The sequence below is a fragment of the Pseudomonas chlororaphis subsp. chlororaphis genome (genome assembly GCF_003945765.1).
Taxonomy (GTDB): Bacteria; Pseudomonadota; Gammaproteobacteria; order Pseudomonadales; family Pseudomonadaceae; genus Aquipseudomonas; species Aquipseudomonas chlororaphis.
Genome location: NZ_CP027712.1, coordinates 2671392 through 2693567, shown reverse-complemented (window position 1 = coordinate 2693567; position 22176 = coordinate 2671392). Strand labels below are relative to the sequence as shown.

The 22176-nt window shown below is 63.2% G+C and carries 22 protein-coding genes and 1 pseudogene; 12 read left to right on the top strand and 11 right to left on the bottom strand.

Going from position 1 to position 22176, the window contains the following annotated elements:
- The first annotated feature begins 2 nt into the window (after nucleotides 1–2).
- Together lpdA and C4K27_RS12445 are read left to right on the top strand one after the other, a co-directional pair.
- Nucleotides 3–1394: a dihydrolipoyl dehydrogenase gene (gene lpdA, locus C4K27_RS12450; protein ID WP_053260674.1), complete on the top strand. Its 1392-nt coding sequence runs from the start codon at nucleotides 3–5 to the stop codon at nucleotides 1392–1394.
- Nucleotides 1395–1687: 293 nt separating this feature from the next.
- Nucleotides 1688–2707, top strand: coding sequence for a branched-chain amino acid aminotransferase (locus C4K27_RS12445; RefSeq protein WP_053260673.1), 1020 nt, complete (start codon nucleotides 1688–1690; stop codon nucleotides 2705–2707).
- Nucleotides 2708–2799: 92 nt separating this feature from the next.
- On the opposite strand, the gene C4K27_RS12440 is transcribed toward C4K27_RS12445, so the two are convergent.
- The 6 genes from C4K27_RS12440 to C4K27_RS12415 form a co-directional block, all read right to left on the bottom strand.
- Nucleotides 2800–3684 (bottom strand): N-acetylmuramoyl-L-alanine amidase, encoded by an 885-nt coding sequence (locus C4K27_RS12440; protein WP_053260672.1) that lies wholly within the window; start codon nucleotides 3682–3684, stop codon nucleotides 2800–2802.
- Nucleotides 3685–3916: 232 nt separating this feature from the next.
- A complete protein-coding gene (locus C4K27_RS12435; protein WP_007925070.1) occupies nucleotides 3917–4714 on the bottom strand; it encodes a transglutaminase family protein in 798 nt (265 codons plus the stop codon).
- The gene (locus C4K27_RS12430; RefSeq protein WP_007925069.1) at nucleotides 4711–5661 is read right to left on the bottom strand and encodes an alpha-E domain-containing protein; all 951 of its coding nucleotides are present in this window, start codon (nucleotides 5659–5661) and stop codon (nucleotides 4711–4713) included. Before C4K27_RS12430 ends, C4K27_RS12435 begins: the two co-directional genes overlap by 4 nt.
- A gap of 3 nt (nucleotides 5662–5664) precedes the next feature.
- Nucleotides 5665–7074, bottom strand: a complete 1410-nt coding sequence (locus C4K27_RS12425; protein ID WP_009043313.1) for a circularly permuted type 2 ATP-grasp protein — start codon at nucleotides 7072–7074, stop codon at nucleotides 5665–5667.
- A gap of 988 nt (nucleotides 7075–8062) precedes the next feature.
- A complete protein-coding gene (locus tag C4K27_RS12420; protein WP_053260671.1) occupies nucleotides 8063–8560 on the bottom strand; it encodes a P-loop nucleotide/nucleoside kinase family protein in 498 nt (165 codons plus the stop codon).
- Between the two features lie 68 nt (nucleotides 8561–8628).
- Nucleotides 8629–9402 (bottom strand): ArsR/SmtB family transcription factor, encoded by a 774-nt coding sequence (locus tag C4K27_RS12415; protein WP_053260670.1) that lies wholly within the window; start codon nucleotides 9400–9402, stop codon nucleotides 8629–8631.
- An 81-nt stretch (nucleotides 9403–9483) separates the two neighbouring features.
- Between C4K27_RS12415 and C4K27_RS12410 the strand changes: the two genes are divergently transcribed.
- The 3 genes from C4K27_RS12410 (at nucleotide 9484) to C4K27_RS12400 (ending at nucleotide 12039) form a co-directional block, all read left to right on the top strand.
- Nucleotides 9484–10626 carry a cytochrome P450 gene (locus tag C4K27_RS12410; RefSeq protein WP_053260669.1) on the top strand — a complete coding sequence of 381 codons (1143 nt, stop codon included), beginning with the start codon at nucleotides 9484–9486 and terminating at the stop codon, nucleotides 10624–10626.
- Nucleotides 10626–10973 (top strand): antibiotic biosynthesis monooxygenase family protein, encoded by a 348-nt coding sequence (locus tag C4K27_RS12405; protein ID WP_053260668.1) that lies wholly within the window; start codon nucleotides 10626–10628, stop codon nucleotides 10971–10973. The genes C4K27_RS12410 and C4K27_RS12405 overlap by 1 nt, the downstream gene beginning before the upstream one ends.
- A 91-nt stretch (nucleotides 10974–11064) precedes the next feature.
- Nucleotides 11065–12039, top strand: a complete 975-nt coding sequence (locus tag C4K27_RS12400; protein WP_053260667.1) for an alpha/beta fold hydrolase — start codon at nucleotides 11065–11067, stop codon at nucleotides 12037–12039.
- Nucleotides 12040–12041: 2 nt separating this feature from the next.
- On the opposite strand, the gene dmeF is transcribed toward C4K27_RS12400, so the two are convergent.
- From dmeF to C4K27_RS12385, 3 genes are all read right to left on the bottom strand, one after another.
- Nucleotides 12042–12998 (bottom strand): CDF family Co(II)/Ni(II) efflux transporter DmeF, encoded by a 957-nt coding sequence (gene dmeF, locus C4K27_RS12395; RefSeq protein WP_053260666.1) that lies wholly within the window; start codon nucleotides 12996–12998, stop codon nucleotides 12042–12044.
- Between the two features lie 14 nt (nucleotides 12999–13012).
- Nucleotides 13013–13285 (bottom strand): metal/formaldehyde-sensitive transcriptional repressor, encoded by a 273-nt coding sequence (locus tag C4K27_RS12390; RefSeq protein WP_053260665.1) that lies wholly within the window; start codon nucleotides 13283–13285, stop codon nucleotides 13013–13015.
- A 218-nt stretch (nucleotides 13286–13503) separates the two neighbouring features.
- Complete coding sequence (locus C4K27_RS12385; protein WP_081002259.1) at nucleotides 13504–13791, bottom strand: FKBP-type peptidyl-prolyl cis-trans isomerase; 288 nt, start codon at nucleotides 13789–13791, stop codon at nucleotides 13504–13506.
- A 2-nt stretch (nucleotides 13792–13793) separates the two neighbouring features.
- Between C4K27_RS12385 and C4K27_RS12380 the strand changes: the two are divergent.
- From C4K27_RS12380 to C4K27_RS12375, 3 genes and pseudogenes are all read left to right on the top strand, one after another.
- Nucleotides 13794–14645 (top strand): annotated as a pseudogene (locus C4K27_RS12380) (S-type pyocin domain-containing protein); the annotation flags it as partial.
- Nucleotides 14646–14746: 101 nt separating this feature from the next.
- Nucleotides 14747–14911, top strand: a complete 165-nt coding sequence (locus C4K27_RS31435; protein ID WP_238437597.1) for a colicin E3/pyocin S6 family cytotoxin — start codon at nucleotides 14747–14749, stop codon at nucleotides 14909–14911.
- Nucleotides 14912–14919: 8 nt separating this feature from the next.
- Nucleotides 14920–15159, top strand: a complete 240-nt coding sequence (locus tag C4K27_RS12375) for a pyocin S6 family toxin immunity protein (RefSeq protein ID WP_053260664.1) — start codon at nucleotides 14920–14922, stop codon at nucleotides 15157–15159.
- Nucleotides 15160–15286: 127 nt separating this feature from the next.
- Here C4K27_RS12375 and C4K27_RS12370 read toward each other — a convergent pair whose 3' ends face one another.
- The gene (locus tag C4K27_RS12370; protein WP_037034481.1) at nucleotides 15287–15625 is read right to left on the bottom strand and encodes an FKBP-type peptidyl-prolyl cis-trans isomerase; all 339 of its coding nucleotides are present in this window, start codon (nucleotides 15623–15625) and stop codon (nucleotides 15287–15289) included.
- Nucleotides 15626–15894: 269 nt separating this feature from the next.
- Here C4K27_RS12370 and C4K27_RS12365 point away from each other — a divergent pair, with 269 nt between their 5' ends.
- On the top strand, nucleotides 15895–17163 hold the full coding sequence (locus C4K27_RS12365) for an S-type pyocin domain-containing protein (RefSeq protein ID WP_053260663.1): 1269 nt from the start codon (nucleotides 15895–15897) through the stop codon (nucleotides 17161–17163).
- A 10-nt stretch (nucleotides 17164–17173) separates the two neighbouring features.
- The gene (locus tag C4K27_RS12360) at nucleotides 17174–17530 is read left to right on the top strand and encodes a DUF6572 domain-containing protein (protein WP_053260662.1); all 357 of its coding nucleotides are present in this window, start codon (nucleotides 17174–17176) and stop codon (nucleotides 17528–17530) included.
- 98 nt (nucleotides 17531–17628) lie between these two features.
- On the opposite strand, the gene C4K27_RS12355 is transcribed toward C4K27_RS12360, so the two are convergent.
- Complete coding sequence (locus C4K27_RS12355; RefSeq protein ID WP_053260661.1) at nucleotides 17629–19272, bottom strand: ABC1 kinase family protein; 1644 nt, start codon at nucleotides 19270–19272, stop codon at nucleotides 17629–17631.
- Between the two features lie 275 nt (nucleotides 19273–19547).
- Between C4K27_RS12355 and C4K27_RS12350 the strand changes: the two genes are divergently transcribed.
- Both C4K27_RS12350 and C4K27_RS12345 read left to right on the top strand, forming a co-directional pair.
- Nucleotides 19548–20144, top strand: coding sequence for a LemA family protein (locus tag C4K27_RS12350; protein ID WP_007925037.1), 597 nt, complete (start codon nucleotides 19548–19550; stop codon nucleotides 20142–20144).
- A 24-nt stretch (nucleotides 20145–20168) separates the two neighbouring features.
- Complete coding sequence (locus tag C4K27_RS12345; RefSeq protein WP_053260660.1) at nucleotides 20169–22121, top strand: M48 family metallopeptidase; 1953 nt, start codon at nucleotides 20169–20171, stop codon at nucleotides 22119–22121.
- Nucleotides 22122–22176 lie beyond the last annotated feature (55 nt).

The window sequence follows — 22176 nt, the reverse complement described above, 5'->3', positions numbered from 1 at the left end:
TCATGCAACAGACTCTGAACACTACCTTGCTGATCATCGGCGGCGGCCCTGGCGGTTATGTGGCGGCGATCCGCGCCGGCCAGCTGGGCATCTCGACCATCCTGGTGGAAGGCCAGGCGCTGGGCGGCACCTGCCTGAACATCGGCTGCATCCCGTCCAAGGCGCTGATCCATGTCGCCGAACAGTTCCAGCAGACCCGCCATCACAGCCAGGGCTCGGCCCTGGGCATCAACGTTGCCGCGCCGACCCTGGACATCGGCAAGAGCGTGGAATGGAAGGATGGCATCGTCGACCGCCTGACCACTGGTGTCGCCGCCCTGCTGAAAAAGCACAAGGTCCAGGTGATCCATGGCTGGGCCAAGGTCGTCGACGGCAAGACCGTGGACATCGAAGGCGCCGACACCCGCATCCAGTGCGAGCACCTGCTGCTGGCCACCGGTTCGAAAAGCGTCAACCTGCCGATGCTGCCGCTTGGCGGGCCGATCATCTCCTCCACCGAAGCCCTGGCGCCCAAGGCCCTGCCCAAGCGCTTGATCGTGGTCGGCGGCGGCTATATCGGCCTGGAGCTGGGCATCGCCTACCGCAAGCTCGGCGCCGAGGTCAGCGTGGTCGAAGCCCAGGAGCGCATCCTGCCGGCCTATGACAGCGAGCTGACCCAACCGGTGCTCGAATCGGTGAAGCAACTGGGGATCAAGCTCTACCTCAAGCACAGCGTCGAAGATTTCGATGCCGGGACCAACACCTTGCAGGTGCGTGACCCGAACGGCGACAGCCTGAACCTGGAAACCGACCAGGTGCTGGTGGCGGTCGGGCGCAAGCCAAACACCCAGGGCTGGAACCTCGAAGCGCTGAACCTGGAGATGAACGGCTCGGCCCTGCGCATCGACCAGCGCTGCCAGACCAGCATGCGCAATGTCTGGGCGATCGGCGACCTCGCCGGCGAACCGATGCTCGCGCACCGGGCCATGGCCCAGGGCGAGATGGTCGCCGAGCTGATCGCCGGCCAGCATCGGGAATTCAACCCGACGGCCATTGCAGCGGTGTGCTTCACCGACCCGGAACTGGTAGTGGTCGGCAAGACCCCGGACGAAGCCAAGGCCGCCGGCCTGGATTGCATCGTCTCGAGCTTCCCGTTCGCCGCCAACGGCCGCGCCATGACCCTGGAATCGAAAAGCGGTTTCGTGCGGGTGGTGGCACGCCGTGACAATCACCTGATTGTCGGCTGGCAGGCGGTGGGCGTCGGCGTGTCCGAGCTGTCCACGGCCTTCGGCCAGTCCCTGGAAATGGGCGCGCGCCTGGAAGATATCGCCGGCACCATCCACGCCCACCCGACCCTGGGCGAGGCGGTGCAGGAAGCGGCATTGCGGGCCCTGGGCCACGCCTTGCATCTGTAAACGCCACACCGGGAGGCAACCCCTGTAGCCGCTGCCGCAGGCTGCGATAAGGCCCGCAGGGCCTTCAAGGATCTCAAGAGCACGTCCTCTTCGAGGCCGATCGCAGCCTTCGGCAGCGGCTACAGGGCGCTCCACGGGACGACAGGAGGGTTCATGAGCAGGCCAGGTTTTTTTGCTGCCCCTCCCATCGCCCGGGATGCGGTGCCCCCCCGGAATGCAGTATTGTTGTGCCCATCCAAAAAACGTCAGAAGCCTTGAGCCGTTGCGACGGTTGTTAAGCGATAGAGGGTGTCATGGGTAACGAAAGCATCAATTGGGACAAGCTGGGTTTTGACTACATCAAGACAGACAAGCGCTATCTGTCGCACTGGCGGAACGGCGAGTGGGACAAAGGCACCCTGACCGAAGATAACGTGCTGCACATCAGCGAAGGCTCCACCGCCCTTCACTATGGCCAGCAGTGCTTCGAAGGCCTAAAGGCCTACCGCTGCAAGGACGGTTCGATCAACCTGTTCCGCCCGGACCAGAACGCCGCCCGCATGCAGCGCAGCTGCGCGCGCCTGCTGATGCCGCAGGTGTCCACCGAGCAGTTTGTCGAAGCGTGCAAGCAAGTGGTACGCGCCAACGAACGCTTCATCCCGCCTTACGGCACTGGCGGCGCGCTGTACCTGCGCCCGTTCGTGATCGGCGTGGGTGACAACATCGGCGTACGTACCGCCCCCGAGTTCATCTTCTCGATCTTCGCCATTCCGGTCGGCGCCTACTTCAAGGGCGGCCTGACCCCGCACAACTTCCTGATCTCCACCTACGATCGCGCGGCGCCCCAGGGCACCGGCGCGGCCAAGGTCGGTGGCAACTACGCCGCCAGCCTGATGCCAGGTTCGGAAGCCAAGAAGAAGCACTTCGCCGACTGCATCTACCTGGACCCTTTGACCCACTCGAAGATCGAGGAAGTCGGTTCGGCCAACTTCTTCGGCATCACCTTTGATAACAAATTCGTCACGCCGAAGTCGCCGTCGGTACTGCCGGGCATCACTCGCCTGTCGCTGATCGAACTGGCCAAGACCCGCCTGGGCCTGGAAGTGATCGAAGGCGATGTGCTGATCGACAAGCTGTCGGACTTCAAGGAAGCCGGCGCCTGCGGCACCGCCGCGGTGATCACGCCGATCGGCGGCATCGAGTACCAGGACAAGCTGCACGTGTTCTACAGCGAAAAAGAAGTCGGCCCGATCACCCAGAAGCTCTACAAAGAGCTGACCGGGGTACAGACCGGCGACGTCGAAGCGCCAGCCGGCTGGATCGTCAAGGTCTGACCTGACGCCCCCGGCAGCAAAAAGCCCGCCTTTCACTTGCGTGATCGGCGGGCTTTTTCATGATGGCCACACGGCTCTGAAAACCTGTGCCCCTAGCCGAGAGCCGCCACTTCCGGCGGCAGCAGAATGGCGCTCGCCTTGTCCTTGCCGTGATATTTGTCGATCAGGGAAAACAGGATGGCCGCTGTGCGGATATCCACGATCCCGCTGACATTCTCCTGGTTAAAGCGCATCTGGAAGGCTTCCACCACCCTTTCCGGTTGTTGGTCCAGATAGCCATAACCATAGGTTTGCAGCGCCTTCGTGACCTGGACCATGCTCGGCGGCGACACGCTGAAGCGAGTCAGGTAGTCGTCGATGGTGTGCTCGTCGGGCCAGGCGCCAATGCCGGCTTCGGCAAGCCGTTTCCAGGGAAAGAACGGCCCCGGATCGATCTTGCGCCCGGGGGCGATATCCGAGTGCCCGACGATGTCCGTCGGCTGTATGTCGTACTTCCTGACCAGGTCCCGGGTCAGGCTGATCAGCAGTTCTATCTGGCGCTCGTTGTAGGGCTCGCCCAGCAACTGGCCGGTGTCCTGGTCCCAGCCAGCGTTGACGATCTCGATCCCGAGCGAGGTGTCATTCAGGTTGCTGCGGTTCTTCCACTGGCTCACTCCCGCATGCCAGGACCGGTCGTGGTCATCGACCAACTGGTCGGCCACCGGCAGGCCCTTGTAGGTCTTCGGCCGGTCGGGAATCAGGTAGTTGGCGCTGACGTGTTCCGATCGCGTCAGCGTTTCGAAGGACTGCGCCTGATCGAGCGCGGTGTAGTGCAGGACCAGGAAACGGATCCGATGGTTCTTCGCCACCGCCCTTTCGCCTTTCGAAAGGACGTAGCCCTCTTTCTCCGTGAGCCTGGCCTCGGAGGTGTCTTGGTTGCTGCTGGTACAACCGGTCATCGCCAGCAAGAGGCTTAAGACCGTGGTGTATTTCTTCATGACTTGCCCTTGAACGTTGCTTTCCTTTCCCAGCCTGGCTTGCTGCGTTGCAGGCCTGCGGAGCGGCGCATGCTAGGGACCGGGGGGAAAGACTGTCTTTAGGAAAAGTCCGAAAGTCGCTGAGAAAGTCCGACGACAGAGAGCACAAATGATGGGCCACGCAGGGCTACTGCGCCCCAAGGGGTGGGGCATGCCGGGGCCGGCATGCCCGATAGTGCGGGAAAGGTCGCGGCTACTGGTGCTGGACCTGGAACATCGAGTTCACCTGGACCCGCGCCAGCATGTGTTCGGCGCCACCGCCGCGACGCATGCCGCGCACCGGGCAGGCGTCGAGGTAGTCGAGGCCGACCGCCAGCTTCAGGTGCCGTTCGGGCCGCGCCAGGCGGTTGGTCACGTCGAAGCTGTACCAGCCGCCGTCGATCCAGGCCTCCGCCCAGGCGTGGCTGGCCAGGTGGTTTTCGTCTTCGGTGCACAGGTAGCCGGAGACATAACGCGCGGGAATCCCCAGGCCGCGGGCGCAGGCCAGGAACGCATGGGTGTGGTCCTGGCAGACCCCGACCCGGCCGGCGAAAGCCTCGGCCGCGGTGGTGTCCACCGTGGTCGCGCCCGGGCTGTAGACCATGTGCGCGGCCAGGGCATGCATCAGCTCGATCAGCGCCGCGCGGTCGCGCCGGGTGCCGCAATGCTGCGCGGCAAAGGCGCCGAGGGCCGCGTCGGCCTTGGTCAGCGGGCTGCTGCGCAGGAACGGCAGCGGCGACTGGCTGTCGTGTTCCACCTCCCGGGCCTGGTCGATTTCCACCTGGCCATAGGCGCTCAGGACCAGGGCGCCATGGGGTTCGTCCATGGTCAGCACGTGCAGGATATTGCCGTAGGGATCGAGCTGGCTGCGCACCAGGCGCGGCAGTTCCAGGTGCCATTCGAGGATGTGCTGGCGCTCGCTGTTCTGCGGGGTCAGGCGCAGGAACTGGATGCTGGTGCAGACTTCGTCGGCGTAGCTGTAGGTGGTGTCGTGGCGTATGGAAAGTTTCATACAACCTCCAGATAGGATTCGTGGACGGTCTGCCCCAGGTGACGGATCTGAGCGATGAAGTCGCTCAGCCACAGGTGCAAGCCCGACGCGAGGATCTCGTCGATCCCGGTGTAGCGCAGGCGCGCGTTCAGCTCGGCGGCCAGGCGCTGGGCCGGACGGCCGTTGTTGCCCGGCAGGCTGGCGAGGATCTGGTCCAGCTCCTCGACGCAGGCATGCAGCGAGCGTGGTACGTCGGCGCGCAACAGCAGCATCTCGGACACCTGCTCGGCCCCCGGCGCATTGCGGTAGATCTCGTTGAACGCCTCGAACGAGGACAAGGCGCGAAGCAAGGCGCTCCACTGGTAGTAGCCGCGGGCCGAGTTGTCGCTGACCTCCTCCGACTCCTCGCCGAACATTTCGTAGCGCGCATCCAGCAGGCGCAGGGTGTTGTCGGCCCGCTCGATAAAGGTGCCCAGGCGAATGAAGCAATAGGCGTCGTTGCGCATGATGGTGCCCGAGGTCGCGCCACGGAACAGGTGCGAACGCTCCTTGACCCACTCGCAGAAATGGCTGATGCCGTAGCGCCCCAGGCCGCTCTTGGCGATGTTGCGCATCTCCAGCCAGGTGGCGTTGATGTTTTCCCACATGTCGGCGGTGATGCGCCCGCGCACCGCGTGGGCGTTGGTCCGCGCCGCCCGCAGGCAGCAATAGATACTGCCGGGGTTGGTCTCGTCGAGGGCGAAGAAATGCAGCATGCGTTCGGTATTCAGCTCGCCGTAACGCTGGTTGTAGTCGTCCAGGGTACCGGCGGCCAGCAGCGACATCGCCAGCTCGGCATGGCCGTCGCTACGCCCCGCCTGGGGCATCAGCGACAGCGAGTAACTGACTTCGAGCATGCGCGCCAGGTTCTCGGCGCGCTCCAGGTAACGGGACATCCAGTAGAGGTCTGCAGCGGTTCTTGAAAGCATCGGTCAATCCTCCACGACCCAGGTGTCTTTGGTGCCGCCGCCCTGCGACGAGTTCACCACCAGCGAGCCTTCGCGCAAGGCCACGCGCGTCAGGCCGCCCGGCACCAGGCGGGTTTCGCTGCCCGACAGGACGAACGGACGCAGGTCGATATGTCGCGGGGCGATGCCGTTCTCGACAAAGGTCGGGCACGTCGACAGGCACAGGGTGGGTTGGGCGATATAGGCCTCGGGGCGGGCCTTGAGCCGGGCGCGGAAGTCTTCGATCTCCGCCGCGGTGGCCGCCGGCCCCACCAGCATGCCGTAGCCGCCGGAGCCCTGGGTTTCCTTGACCACGAGGTCCGGCAGGTTGGCCAGTACGTGGGACAGTTCCTCGGGTTTGCGACATTGCCAGGTCGGCACGTTCTTCAGGATCGGTTCCTCGCTCAGGTAGAAGCGGATCATCTCGTCGACATAGGGGTAGATCGACTTGTCGTCCGCCACCCCGGTGCCCACCGCGTTGGCCAGCACCACGTTGCCGGAACGGTAGGCGGCGATCAGCCCGGGCACGCCGAGCATGGAATCGGGGTTGAACGACAAGGGGTCGAGGAAGGCGTCGTCGAGACGGCGGTAGATCACATCCACCGCCTGGGCACCGGAGGTGGTGCGCATGAATACGCGGTCGTCGCGCACGAACAGGTCGGCGCCTTCCACCAGCTCCACGCCCATCTCCCGGGCCAGGAACGCATGCTCGAAATAGGCGCTGTTGAAGCGCCCCGGGGTCAGCACCACCACCGTCGGGTTGTCCAGCGGACTGGAGCTTTTCAGGGTATCGAGCAACAGGTTCGGGTAGTGGTCGATGGGCGCCACCCGTTGCGCGGCAAAGAGTTCGGGGAACAGGCGCATCATCATCTTGCGGTCTTCGAGCATGTAGCTCACGCCGCTGGGGGTGCGCAGGTTGTCTTCCAGCACGTAGTAGCTGCCGTCGCCGTCACGCACCAGGTCGACGCCGGAGATGTGCGAATAGATATTGCGGTGCAAATCCAGGCCGCGCATCGCCACCTGGTAACCCTCGTTGGCCAGCACCTGCTCGGCCGGGATGATGCCCTCCTTGAGAATGCGTTGCCCGTGGTAGATATCGGCCAGGAACATGTTCAGGGCCTGGACCCGCTGGATGCAGCCGCGCTCGACGTTCCGCCATTCGCTGGCCTTGATGCTGCGCGGGATGATGTCGAAGGGAATCAGCCGTTCAGTGCCTTGCTCGTCACCGTACAACGTGAAGGTGATGCCAGCGCGGTGGAACAGCAGGTCGGCTTCGCGCCGACGCTGGTCCAGCAGCTCCACTGGGGTGTCCGCCAGCCAGCGGGCGAACTCCTGGTAATGTGGGCGGCAGCCACCACTCGCATCATACATTTCGTTAAAAAAAGCACGGGACATACCCCAACTCCTCGCCGTGGTTTAAACGGCTTTTTTATTTAAACTCTCTGTTTCAATAAATCGGGCCTTACGCTGTGCGATAGAAACTGTTCTGTTGAGCACCTCATTGTGCGGCTTGAATATTCCGCTCGATGCTGGCGGAAATACCCCCCACTTATTGACGCCAGTTGTCTGGCGAAACTTCCCGTATGGATTTTCGGCAATGGAGCGCCCGCGATGACGTCCATTGGTTGTGGAACTCGTCACCTCCTTTTTCGTTTTAATGTGAACTTTCAATCTGAAAGTTTTCCGAAACTTCGACAGCACACTTCACTGGAATCCGAAGGCTGTTTATCTGCTGTAGCAATCGCTGTGCCCAAACCCCGCCTCCTTGCGAATAAAGTCCCCAAGGGTGAAAAAACACCCGCTTGACGGCATTTTTCACTCAACCACGGGGCCCCACCCCCGGTTGACGCTGAAACGTTTTATCCGGAAAGCCGCCTGAACGGCTTTGCACAACACTGGCGCGAACGAAAAAAGTGCAGAAACTGTCGAGGAAGGTTTTTTTGCCCTGACACGGGGATTTTTGGCAAAGCAGCTGTTATCGCTTTGCACAAAGCAAGAGTTGACGCGGCCTGCCGAGAGAAAGAACAGCGCACCATTAGCGGTCCGGAAAACGCACCAACGGCGAACGAAACACCCAATAGCGCCAACTATTGGCGCAATTCCAGCTTTTCGCCAGCGCTAGTTTGTAAAAGTGTCGGACAGGATTGAACCGGGCATTTCCGACTGTGCACGGTTCGCGCCCGAAGGAATAACGTTCGCCGACGTTATCCGCCAAAGTCTTCATTCCAGTGTTTATCGATTATTGCTACTGCCTACCCTTGTAGGAGCAAGCTCGCTCCTACAAAAACCGGGCATACCGCGCTATTCCATAAACCCCGCAAAACCCCGTAGGAGCGAAGCGTGCTCGCGATGCAGGCGCCGCGACAGACCAGGCACACCGACGTTAAAGCGCTTCCAGATGCCCGACGATGATCCGCACCGCCTCCGCCGGCGACAACAGCGAACTGTCCAGCGTCAAGCGCTCGCCGCTCCAGGCCTGGTAATCGTGATCGAGCACCGACTGCCAGCTGGGTGGGCGCAACCCGGGCACATCCGCCTCACGGTTTTCCACCCGGCGCCGGTGCTCGGCGACATCGGTGCAGACCACCTCGATGTTGAGCAGCGGGCTCTGCTCGGCTTCGGCTATGCCCTGCCAGGCCTGGCGGCTCTCGGCGACCGGATTGACGCAATCGGCCACCACCCGGTTGCCCAGGGCCAGGTTGCTGCGGGCCAGGGCATTGGCGATGTCGTACCCGGCCTTGCCGACTTCCACCAGCCCGCCGTTGCGCAGTGCCTGCTCGATGTTGTCGATGCGCAGATAGGTGGCCCGCAGATGGCTGGCCAGGGCCCGGGCGATGGTGGTCTTGCCGCTGCCGGGCAGGCCACTGAAGACGATGAGCATGCGGAAGACTCCAAGCCAGGACTGCATTCGGAGGCTGACGGTAACGCCAGCCCTGGGGTTGATAACCGCTATGAAGCCTGGGTAACGGCCGGCCGCCCCGGTTTGCCAGTGTTCCCGACACGCCGGGCCGGGCTGTCCGGTTCTTCGAGCTGGACGTCGAACCGACTGGCAAGCTCCTTGCGCCCCAGGGCGGTCAAGCCCAGCGCCCGGCTGTCCAGGTCCTGGGTCAGCCATTTGCGCCGGATCGCCTCCTGCAACAACGCAGCCCCCAGCGCCCCGCTCAGGTGCGGGCGGCGCATGCTCCAGTCCAGGCACGGGCAGGCAAAGCGCCGGCGCAGGCTGGCCAGAGCTTGCACATCGATGCCCAGCCCAACAAAAAACCCTTCGCCGGCCGGGCTCAGGACGTACTCCTGGGCGCCCTCCTGCGGCTCCTGCAACCAGCCGGCCTCGAGCAGGCGGTCATGCAGCTGCACCGCCAGGGTGCCGGCCATATGGTCGTAGCAGGTGCGGGCGAACTGCAGGCGGTCCGGGGTGCGCGGACTGAACGCGGGCGTGGCGTTGCGGCCGATCACCATCAGCGCTTCCAGGGCCTGTGCCACGCGCTTGTCGGCCAGGCTGTAGTAACGATGGCGGCCCTGCACATGCAGGCGCACCAGGGCCAGTTCCTTGAGCTTGCCCAGGTGCGCGCTGGCGGTGGAGGCGCTGACATCGGCGATCGCTGCCAGTTCGGTGCTGGTGCGCGCGTGGCCGTCCATCAGCGCGCAGAGCATTTTCGTCCGCGCCGGCTCGGCAATGGCCGCGGCGACCTGGGATACGGCGTTGTCGTGCTGCTGTGCATTCATATTTCGCTCCCGAACGAATCGTGCCCCTCGCAGGTTGCCGATAGTAGCAACACTTCTCCCCCGCGAATAAGGCCGCACGCCATGGACCCGATCACCGCCGTTACCCACGCCGATCCCTACCCTTACTACGCCAGCCTGCGGGCCCGGGGCGGGCTGGCCTTCGACCCCGGACTGGGGATGTGGCTGGCCAGCAGCGCCGCAGCGGTGGCCGCGGTGCTGGCCCATCCCGAGTGTCGGGTACGTCCTGCGCACGAGCCAGTACCGCGGGCGATAGTCGACGGCGCCGCCGGTCAAGTATTCGGCCGCCTGATGCGGATGAACGACGGTGAGCGCCAGCGTTGCCCCCGGGCCGCCATCGAGCCGGGCCTGCAACAGGTGCATGCCGAGGAAGCCAGCCAGCGGGTCGCCGCCCTGCTGCTGGGCCTGCCAAGCGATACCGCGGCCAGGCTGCATGACTGCCAGTTCCACCTGCCGGTGGCGGTGGTCGCCGGGCTGCTGGGCTTTGCCGCGCATCAGTTGCCAGCAATTGCCGAGCTGACCCGGGACTTTGTCGCCTGCCTGTCGCCAGCCAGCGACCGGGCACAACGGGATGCCGCCCACCGGGCAGCCGGACAGCTGACTCGACGCTTTGAGGTTCTGCTCGATCAGCCGCCCCTCAGCCCGCTGTTGCAACGGATCGTCACAGGCTTCGGCGCTCAAGATCGCGACAGCCTGATCGCCAACCTGATCGGCCTGTTGTCCCAGACCTTCGAGGCCAGCGCCGGGCTGATCGGCAATACCCTCTGCGCCCTGCTGGGCGATCGCCGGTTGCTCGCGGACCTGCGAGCGGCCCCTGAGCGGGTCGCCGACCTGCTGGCCGAAGTGCAGCGCCACGATCCGCCGGTGCAGAACACCCGGCGCTTCGTCGCCGCCCCTTGCCGCATCGCCGGGGTGACGCTGGAGCCCGGCGCAGTGGTGCTGGTGCTGCTGGCCTCGGCCAATCGCGACCCGCAGTTGAACCCGCAGCCGGATCGCCTGCTGCTCGAACGCGAGGCGCGGCGCAGTTTCAGCTTTGGCAGCGGTCGCCACCAATGCCCCGGCCAAGAGTTGGCCCTGGCCATAGCCGGCGCGGTGGTCGGTGCACTGCTGCGGCAATCGGCCCTCGACCAGCCCATCGCCTGGACCTACAAACCCTCGCTCAACGGGCGCATCCCCTTGTTCACTAGCCTGCCGGAGTCGCACTGATGATCGCCGTGATATTCGAAGCCCTGCCCCGCCCGGAACATCGCCAGCGTTACCTGGACATCGCCGCCGCGCTGAAACCGCTGCTGCTGGAGATCGACGGCTTCATTTCCATCGAACGTTTCCAGAGCCTGAGCGAGCCGGACAAGCTGCTGTCCCTGTCGTTCTGGCGCGACGAGCAAGCGGTGGAAGCCTGGCGCACCCTGGAACGCCATCGCACGGCCCAGGCCCTGGGGCGGACCCAGGTGTTCGCCGACTACCGGCTGCGGGTCGCCGAGGTGGCGCGCGACTACGGGCTGACCCGGCGCGACCAGGCGCCGGCAGACAGCCGCCGGGCCCATGCCGGGTAACACTGCTGGGCGCCTATTCGAACAATGAATGGTGCTCAGAGGGTCAGCGGGCTTCTGCTAGGGTCATGCTTGGACCCGGGAGGACAAGCTCATGAGCCAGATCACCCAACATGCCCTGAAGCTCAATGGCATCGAATTGCACCTGCATGCCGCTGGCCCGCTGGACGGACCGCCGGTGTGGCTGCTGCATGGGTTTCCCGAGTGCTGGTATTCGTGGCGCCGGCAGGTCGCGCCGCTGACGGCCGCCGGCTACCGGGTGCTGCTCCCGCAGATGCGCGGCTACGGCGACAGCAGCGCCCCCGATGAGGTGGCGGCCTATGACGTGTTGACCCTGTGCGCCGATATCCAGCAGGCGATGGATGCCCTGGGCCAGGAGCAGGCCTGTATCGTCGGTCACGACTGGGGCGCCGTGGTGGCCTGGCACCTGGCGCTGCTGGAACCGCAGCGGGTCAAGGCCCTGGTGACCCTGTCGGTGCCGTTCGCCGGCCGCCCGAAACGCCCGGCCGTGGAGATCATGCGCGAGCTGTTCGCCGAGCGTTTCAACTACATCCTGTACTTCCAGGAACCCGGCGTCGCCGAGCGGGAACTGGACGCCGACATCGACCGCAGCCTGCTGCATTTCATGCACGACTGCGAACACCTGCTGGATGAAAAAAGCCCGTCGGCCCTGCTGTTCGAGGGCATGCCTGCGCGCCACGCACCGCCCGCCTGGTGCACGCCGGAGGATTTTGCAGTGTACCGGCGCACCTTTACAGGGCGAGGTTTTCGCGGCGCCTTGAACTGGTACCGCAACTTCGAGCGCAACTGGCAACGGACCGAACACCTGGGCGAATGCCAGGTGAGCCAACCCACTCTGTTCATGATCGGCGACCGCGACCCGGTGGGCCAGCTGGAAGCCCGCACGATGGAGCGCATGCCCGGCAAGGTGCCGCGCCTGGAACAGCATCGACTGGCGGATTGCGGGCACTGGATCCAGAGTGAAAAGGCCGAGGAGGTCAATCTGCGGCTGCTGGATTTTCTGCGCCGGCATTACCCCTGCCCGCCTATGGTGCAGACAGGGGCCTAGCGTTACAGGCTGCGATATTCGAGGGTGAGGTGCGACAGTTCGTGGACCGGCGCCAGGCGTTGGCGGATGGTCTCGGCGCTGACACCGGCGGCCGCCACCACGCTGACGATCGCCGCCCGCGCCTGCGGGCCGACCTGCCACACATGCAGGTCGGTGATGCGCGCATCGCCGGCGGCTTCCACCGACTGGCGAATCTCGCCGGCCAGCTGTTCATCCGTGGTGTCGAGCAGCACCGCCGCGCTGGACTTCATCAGGCTATACGCCCAACGGGCGATCACCACCGCGCCAACGATGCCCATCACCGGGTCGAGCCAAACCCATCCCAGGTAACGCCCCGCCAGCAACGCGGCGATGGCCAGGACCGAGGTCAGAGCATCGGCCAGTACATGGACATAGGCCGAGCGCAGGTTGTTGTCGTGGTGATGGCCATGCCCGTGTGAGTGCTCGTGCGGATGCTCATGAGCCTGCTGATGAACGTGGCCGTGGTCGTGATGGGCGTGGCCGCCGGAAAGCAGCAAGGCACTGACGATGTTCACCAGCAGCCCGGCCACGGCGATCACGGTCGCCTCGGTGAAGGCCACCTGGGTCGGCTGCAACAGCCGCAGCAACGACTCGCCGGCAATGCCGATGGCCACCAGGCCGAGGATCAGCGCCGAGGCGAACCCCGCCAGGTCGCCGACCTTGCCGGTGCCGAAGCTGAAACGCGCATTGTCGGCATTGCGCCGGGCGAAACCGTAGGCCGCCGCCGCGATGCCCAGGGCCCCGGCGTGGGTCGCCATATGGAAACCATCGGCGAGCAAGGCCATGGAACCGGTGAGATAACCGGCGGCGATTTCGCCAATCATCATGACGAAGGTCAGCGCCACCACCCACAGGGTGCGACGGGCGTTTTCATCGTGGGCGGCACCGAGGAAGTGGTGGTCGTGGGTCAAGCCTGCCGCTGGCAAGGTCGGGCGCATGGTGTGGCCTCCAGTCAGGAATAACGGCGAATGGCTTCGAGCAGTTCGTTCACGCCCTTGGCCCGTTCGGCATCGCTGAGTTCAGGATGGGCCACATGCTCCAGGGCATGGGCCTCGATGATTTCCCCCATCAGGCCGTTGATCGCGCCACGGGTGGCCGCCACCAGGTGCAGGGTCTTGGCGCACTCCGCGCCGGACTCCAGGGCCCGCTCTACGGCCTGCATCTGGCCCTGGATGCGCCGGACCCGTTTGAGCAGATCGTCTTTCTGTGCGTGCGTGTGCGACATACCCATACCCCCTATACCTATATGGCACCTATCCTGGCCGATGCCACGGGCCTACGCAAGGGCTTGATGACACCGGTCGTCCGCCACTGCATGTCGATCACCCACGGCCCAGCCCCGCCAGGCGAAGCACGGAGACACGATTTCAAGGAGGGATTTACCGAAGAGGACCGTGAAGGCAGCCAGATCAGACAGCGCCTCGACCTGGCCAGTACGCGGGATCAATCGTCGCGGGTCAGGACTTCCAGCAGCTCGATCTCGAACACCAGATTGGCGTTCGGCGGGATCTTGCCCATCGACCGCTCGCCATAACCCAGGTGCGCCGGCACCAGCAGCTTGCGCTTGCCGCCGACCTGCATGCCCATCAGGCCCTGGTCCCAGCTACCATTTTTCAGATTGTCCCTACAGACCTCCATAACCGAATCCACTAGCGTCCCTAAGCCAACTGCAAATGCTCTTCGCTCCCCTCTGACGGGGGCTTTCTTTATGGACAATGTGGACGCGAACACGGATGAGTGGCTACGTACCGAACGCCCCGAAGGGCTATCGCAACAAGGGTGTGGAACCCGTCGATCTTGGCGCCCAACGCTGGGCGCAATACCCGGACCTGTCACCGAAGACACAAGACAAGCCTGCCACCATGGGTTGTGTCTTTGCCAAAAGTTGCAACCTGCCTGACGGTGTGATCGATCACAAGAACCCGGCCGGATTTGTGCCTGTTGAGAAGCTGGCTGATTACGGGCTATGGGCTGTATTAGCTATCGGGACTGCAATCACAGCGCAAGGCGCCTCTCTTCAATTGGTGGGCGGGTCTGCCGCTGGCAGCGCCATTGCCAAACGTCTTGGCGGATCAATTTTACTCACACTGCTAGAAAGTGCCGGAACCGTCGCGGCTGGCGCTGTTGGGGGCACAATTGCCCTGTTGATACCAAACACCAACATTTCACCTGACAGTGCTTTCTATAAGAAGGAGCAATACGCCACGCTTGATGCTAGCCGCACTCGTGTGCGAGTCAATGTAAAGACCTTGCCGGACGGCTCCGTTAGCGCTTATGGGTTCTACACAGGCGGTAAAACGGACTGGGAAAATGTTCCAGTCATCGAAGCCAAGAAGGACGGCGAAAACTACGTCGCAGACATCGGTAACGGGATTGGACTCACTTGGACGCCAGCGGCGAGCCCTGACAGTGCCCTAGGTATTCCTGCTCTGGAAGGTGCCCCGCAACTACCACCTGTGTGGGTTTACCCTCCCACTGAGCAGGCCGATAAGATACTGCTCAACCCAGTGCATCCGCCCGACTACCAAGACGCGATTATCTGGTTTCCCAGCACCGATGTTCAGCCGATTTATATTTCGCTGAGCGTTCCGGGAGACCATAGCTATTATCCACCACCTAAAAACCTGACAGCTTTTCCTGACGCGGTAAGAGCGGATTCTAAAACCAGGGTTCAGGGCGGGGGGCAATGCGTAAACGCTGGAAGGATCGTAAAGGCCGTATTTATGAGTGGGACAGCCAGCATGGCGCGGTCGAAATATACGATAAACAAGGGAAGCATCTTGGCGAATTCGCCCCTGAAACGGGTGAGCAGACCAAGCCTGCCAAACCCGGTCGAACAGTAGAAAGATAGAGGTACTTATGTACTTGTGTATTACCGGCTTTTTGCTCAACAGCACAGAAGATGACTCGCTCAAATATGAGCTTGATGTAGACAGCATCTATAACAAGCAAATTGTAGAAACTCTCGGCCATACCAGCCTTAACGCCATGGCGGAAGGCGAATGGCTGCTAACCAATGAGCAAATAACAGCACTATCAGAAATCATAGGGCAAACACTCCCAACTGATTTGAAACTGTACATTGGCGTTGAAACATAGGGACATATTTTCTAGCCCCACCCGCGCGCCAGAGAATCGATACACGTTTACAAGAGCGTGAGTTTTCAGACCAGAAAGCGTAACGCGCCCAGGTCAGGCAGAGCCCCGGCCTGGGCGATGGGCGAAATCAGTCGTCGCGGGTCAGGACTTCCAGCAGCTCGATCTCGAACACCAGATTGGAGTTCGGCGGGATCTTGCCCATCGACCGCTCGCCATAACCCAGGTGCGCCGGCACCAAGAGCTTGCGCTTACCGCCGACCTGCATGCCCATCAGGCCCTGGTCCCAGCCTTTAATTACCCGTCCGGTGCCGATCACGCACTGGAAAGGCTTACCGCGCTCCCAGGAAGAATCGAAGGGCGTGCCGTCTTCCAGGAAACCGCGGTACTGGGTGGTGATCAAAGCGCCCTTGACCACCGCCTTGCCCTCGCCCACTTCGATATCGATCACCTGCAACGAATCGCTCATCCACTCACTCTCTATTGACGGCGGCCGGCAGTGGCCACCGAGGGTGCGGAAAATAACAAATTTTCGCCCTCGCGACTTGTAAGGCATGCTCCTGGAGGGGGCTGAGGCAGAGCACATTATCGATGCCTCCTGGCCCAGCCACCATTTTTCAGATTGTCCCTACAGACCCTCCATAGCCAAATCCAATAGCGTCCCTAAGCCAACTGCAAATGCTCTTTGCTCCCCCTCTGACGGGGGCTTCTTTATGGACAATGTGGACGCAAACACGGATGAGTGGCTACGTACCGAACGCCCCGAAGGGCTATCGCAACAAGGGGGTAGAGCCCGTCGATCTGGGCGCCCAATGCTGGGCGCAATACAAGGACCTGCCACCGAAGGCAGAAGCCAAACCCCAGACAGCTGGGTGCACTTTTACCAAGCCTTGCAAGCTCCCTGATGGGGTTATCAACTACGCAACTCGTGTCATCCCCACCAATGCCATCAGCGAATACGGGCAGCTCGTTTTGCTGGGCGGACGCGAAGCGGATGCAACGGGGAAAATCCCTCTCCAGCAAATCAGTGGTCACGCGTTACCTGCTGCACTTGGAACACTTCTATTAGGTGGAGTGGCTGCTACTGCTGGTGCTGCTACAGGGGTTGGCACTGGGGCCGGTGCTGGAATCAGCACGGGTACTGCGGCAACGGGCGCGAGTGCGGGTACCACGTTTTTTACCACGGGTGTTGTTGCTGGTGGATTGGCGGGCATAGCCGCATTGCTCTGGCCATCGAGCTTGGGCGACAGCAGCCTGTACACACCCGAACAGCTCAAAGCGCTCAAGGAAGGCCGCACACGTGTCCGGTTGCACATAGAACAGCAGGCTGACGGCACGCTGAAAGGCTACGGATACAACACTGAGAAGCGCAGCGACTGGGAAATGATCCCTGTTGCCCGGTTCGAGGCTCAGGGCTCTCAGCAGGTGGCCGATTTCGGAGACGGGATCACCCTGACCTGGACACCAGCCATTGACCCATCCAGCACGTCAGGAATTCCCCCGCTAGAAGCTGCACCACAAGCTCCCCAGATATGGATTTATCCGCCCACCGAACAGGCGGATAGCATCATCGTCAACCCGCTCTACCCGCCTGATTACAAAGACTTCATTCTGGTCTTCCCGCCAGGGTCTGGAATCCAGCCCCTGTACATCGTGTTCAATGTCCAGCTAGAGAAGAACAGGAAACAGGGTAAGGCTTTTGAGGACATGTCTTATGACGAGTACAGCAAGACCAAGCCCGAAAGTGCCCGTGAAGTCACAGTGAAAACCGACAGTGGAGTGCGCACACGTATTGATATGATGGGCAGGAATGCTGATGGCGAAATCTCATGTGTTGAATGCAAATCTTCTGAAATCGCACCATTGACCAAGAACCAGAAAAAGGCTTTCCCGGAAATTGAGAAAACCGGTGCGACCGTTGTAGGCAAAGGTAAACCCGGCTTCCCCGGAGGCACCACTATTCCATCCACCAGAGTCGAAATCATCCGACCTGACCCGGCCCTCTGAGGGAACAGACATGTCCATCGTAGACACGAAAGTCGTAGATATTATTGCAGTGCCAGAGTGGGAACCCGATAACGTGACTCTGGTTATCACGGACCACCTTGAATGGGGTGATAAAACCCAACAAGGTGAACACCTATTATTGCTGCAAGAGAAGATCAACACTTACATCGCATTCATCGAAAGCGGTGAAATCCTAGAGAGCTATCCACCATCCAAAGACAAAGCCCCCATCATTCGTATCAACGGTCTGTACGAACTACCAGAACAAGGCGAACTCTTCATTGACCGCGTTACCGAGGTGCTGAAAGACGTTGGTATCGGGCTAGAGTTCATCCTTAAAGCGGATGAAAAAATACGCAACATGTGAACAAGGGCCACGCCCAAATGAAAGACAGCGACACCAATGTCAATCGGTTGAAAGAGTGCCAATGGGATCTGGCAAAGCCCTGATCCCCCACTCCCCCCTCAAGACCGCTTGAACAAACTCCAGACAAACGCCACCACCCCACCCACGGTCGCCACTCCCGCCAGCCAGCCCACCACCGACAACCCCTGCCAGGCCGGGCCGGCCGCGGCGATCTGCGGGCCGAAGGCGATCAGCAGCGCGCTGATCAGCAGGGCCAGGGATAAGCGGGTGGAGGCCAGGCGCAGGGATTTTTCCAGGCGCTCGATGCCCGGCATGTCGAGGCGCAGGTCGACCACGCCGTGTTTCAGGCGGTTGATCAGCAGGCGGGTCAGTTGCGGCAGTTCGACGGCGACGCCACGGCCCAGTTCCAGGCCGTCGAGGCCCAGGCGGCGGGCGAGTTTCCAACTGAACTGCTGCTTGAGCATCTTGCTGATGGCCGGGCGCGCGGTGGCTATCAGGTCCAGTTGCGGGTCGAGCCGGGTGAGTACGCCATCGGCGGTGATCAGCGCCTTGAACAGCACCAGCAGGTCGGCCGGCAACAGCAGTTGGTATTCGCGCATCAGGCCGAGGAAGTCCTCGATCATCGCACTCATGTTCAGTGCCTTGCCGCCGTGTCGGCCCATGAACTCCCGGGCGGCCTGTTCGATGGCGGACAGGTCGCGCACCTGCTCGCCGCTCCAGTCGATCAGCACCGCCACCAGCGCTTCGGTACTGCCCTCGGTCATGGCCCGCATGAAGCTCATGACCTCCAGGCGCCGGCGTTCGTCGAGGCGCCCGACCATGCCGAAGTCGATGAAGCCGACCCGATTGTCATCCATGGCCCGCAGGTTGCCGGGGTGCGGATCGCCGTGGAACAGGCCGTCCTCCAGCAGCATCTTGATGAACGCCTGGGCCCCGCGCTGCGCCAGCAGGCTCGGGTCCAGGCCCTGCTCGATCAGGGCCTGGCGTTCCAGCGGCGTGTGACTGGGTAAAAATTCCTGGACCAGCAGGCGCTCGCTGCTGTGCAGCCAGTGGATACGCGCAATGGCGATCTGCGGATGCTCGGCGAAATTCGCCGCCACTGCGTCGCAGTGCTGGCCTTCCTGGGTGAAGTCCAGTTCTTCGAGCATCGCCCGGGCCAGTTGCCGGACCATCTGCCGTGGCTGGTAATGGGCCAGGGTGGCGTTCTCTTCCACCAGCATCGCCACGCCTTCCAGCAATTGCAGGTCGGCGCTCATCTTGCGCCGCAGGCCGGGGCGCTGGACCTTGACCACCACCGCCTCGCCACTGAGCAGGCGCGCGCGATAAACCTGGGCGATGGAGGCCGCGGCCAGGGGCTCGCTGTCGAACTCGGCGAACACCTGGTCCAGCTCGCAGCCCAGGTCGTCGCGTACCTGATCTTCCAGCTCGCTCCAGGGCAAGGTCGCGGCACTGCTGTGCAACGCCTCCAGCTCGCTGATCCAGTGCGGCGGCAGGATGTCGCTGCGGCTGGCGAGGATCTGCCCGAGCTTGATAAAGGTCGGCCCGAGCTTTTCCAGGGCCAGGCGCACCCGTTGCGGCGTCGAGTCCTGCGGCTGCGCTTCACCAGCGGCTGGCGACTCGCCCAGCAGGCGCCCCAGGCCCAGGCGCAGCAAAACGTCCTGGGCACCGAAGGCCGCCAGCACGGCGACAATCTGATGCACCCGCTTATGGTGTTTGAGTGCCGTCCAGGTGGGTTCGAGCATGGTCGGGATGATCCTTCACAAGGTGACGCCCGCGGCGTGGCTGGCGGGCCCAGGGTTGGGTGGCGCGCCTGCCGCGGACTCCGGGATCGACGACACGCCATGCAAGGTCCGACCACAGCGGCCGGCAATCATTCACAACGCGCTGGCGCCGATTGCGCCTGCGCGTGCGAGGCGCTGCCGAAGAGCGCATGCCGACGGTTCCCCATGGCTGCGCCCGCCATGAATTCGGTTACCATGGCGCCCCCTGAAATCCGCACGCCGATAAGGACATCCGTATGGCTGTTTCAACTATTGTGATTCTGCTCGTTCTGGCCCTGCTGGTGATCTACGTCATCACCGTCTACAACGGCCTGGTGGCCCGCCGGAACCGCTTCAAGAACGCCTTCGCGCAGATCGAAGTCCAGCTCAAGCGCCGTTACGACCTGATCCCCAACCTGGTGGAAACCGCCAAGGCCTACCTCAAGCACGAGCGCGACACCCTCGAAGCCGTGACCGCGGCGCGCAATGCCGCGCTGGCGGGTCTCAAGGCCGTCGCGGCCGAGCCCGGCAACCCGCAGCACATGGCGCAACTGGGCCAGGCCGAAGGCGTACTGTCCAGCGCCATGGGCCGGCTGAACCTGAGCATGGAGGCCTACCCGGACCTCAAGGCGTCGCAGAACATGCAACAGCTGAGCGAAGAGCTGACCAGCACCGAAAACAAAGTGTCCTTCGCCCGCCAGGCCTTCAACGACACGGTGATGGATTACAACAGCTACAAGCAGAGTTTCCCACCGGTGATCCTGGCCGGCCTGTTCGGCCATGGCGCCGATGCCAGCCTGCTGCAATTCGCCGACAGCGCCCTGATCCAGGAAGCCCCCAAGGTCGCGTTCTAACCTTCTGTCACCCTGGATGGTCCGATGAATTTTTTTGAACACCAGGCCCGGGCCAAACGGCGTACCGGCACCCTGGTGCTGCTGATGACCCTGGCCGTGCTGTGTCTGGTGGCCGTCACCAGCCTGGCGCTGAACCTGCTCTGGCTGCAATTTCTCAAGGAGATGAAGCAGTCGCCGAGCTTCGACTGGCACCTGAGCGCGATGATCGCCGCGGTGGTGTTCCTGGTGGTGATCGGCAGCAGCATGGGCAAGCACGCCGAACTCAAGGCCGGCGGCAAGGTGGTCGCCAAGCGCCTGGGTGGCCGGCTGATCAACCTGCACCCGGACGGCCTGGAAGAACAACGGCTGCTCAATGTGGTCGAGGAAATGGCCCTGGCCTCGGGCACGCCGGTGCCACAGGTGTACGTGCTGCCCGATGCCGGGATCAATGCGTTCGCCGCCGGCTTCACGCCACAGGAGGCGGTGATCGGGGTCACCCGCGGCGCCATCATGGTGCTCAACCGCGAGGAACTGCAGGCGGTGATCGCCCATGAGTTCAGCCACATCTACAACGGCGACATGCGCCTCAACACCCGGCTGGTGGCGATTGTCCACGGCATCCTGGTCATCGGCCTGACCGGCGAGGCGATGGCCGAAGGGGTCAACCAGGCTGGCCGGCTGGCGCAAAACCGGGTCGGCGGGCTGGCGATGTGGAGTGGCCTGGCGCTGATCCTGCTGGGCTCGGTCGGGACTTTTTTCGGCAACCTGATCAAGGGCGCCATCAGCCGCGAGCGCGAGTTCCTCGCCGATGCCTCGGCGGTGCAATTCACCCGCAACCCGGTGGGCCTAGCCGGCGCGCTAAAAAAAATCGGCGGTTACGCCGCCAGCTCGAAACTCGACAGCGCCTTCAGTGCTGAATACAGCCACCTGTATTTCAGTGAAGGGGCCACCCTCTCCGTCTATGGCCAGTCCGCGACCCATCCGCCCCTCTCGGCGCGGATCCGGCGCCTGGAACCGGGCTGGGACGGCCGCTTGCCCACCATCGAAGCCATCGAACTGCCGGCCGAACCCGCCCGCTCCGGCCTGGACAGCTCCGGGGTGTTCAGCCGCCAGTCGCAAGCGACCAGCGCCCTGGTTTTCGACCTGAATGCGATCAAGCAGTCGATTGCCAGCATCGGCAGCCCGAACGCGCAACATCTGCTGGCGGCACAGGCAACGCTGGTCAGCCTCGACCCGGCGCTCCAGCGCAGCGCCCACAGCACCACCGGCGCCCAGGCGCTGGTCTATGGCCTGCTGCTGTCCGCCAACGACTCGATGCGCCGTCGACAACTCGCGCAGCTGGACGCCAACAGCCCCACCGAGGTCTTCGGTTGCCTGCAAGCCCTGCAAAAACAACTGGCGGCCCTCGACCCGAACCTGCGCCTGCCGCTGCTGGACCTGTCGATACCGGCCCTGCAGCAGCTGGACAAGCAAGCCTGCAAGCTGTTCATGGACAACCTGCGGCAACTGATCGACGCCGACGATCAGGTCGAGCTGCTGGAGTGGACGCTGCTGCGCATCGTGCAACGCAATGTCGAAGGCCTGCCGGCGCCCGAGTACAAATGGGGGCTGTTCCAGCGCAGCGAAGAACTGGCGGTCCTGCTCGGCGCCCTGGCCAGTGCCGGGCAAAAGACCGCGCAGCAGGCCCAACTGGCCCTGGCTCATGCCTGGAGCGGCCTGCCCTTCGCCCAGCCGCAACCGGCGGAGGTCGACCTCGAACACCTGGATGCCGCCCTGGTGCGCCTGCGCCAGTTGATGCCCGAGGAACGGCCGACGCTGCTGCAGGCCATGGCCCGCTGCGTCTGCTACGACGGCCAGGTCACCGTGGCCGAAGCCGAGCTGATGCGCGCCGTGGCCGATGTGCTGGATTGCCCGATGCCGCCGCTGCTGCCCCCGGCAGTCGCCGAGCCCGCGCCTTCCCAGGCATCTGCCAGCGCCCCCCAGGCCGCCACGCTCTGAGCCACGACCCGCGACCCCTGCCCAGCGGCTGACGCCAGCCCGGGCAGGCGTCGCG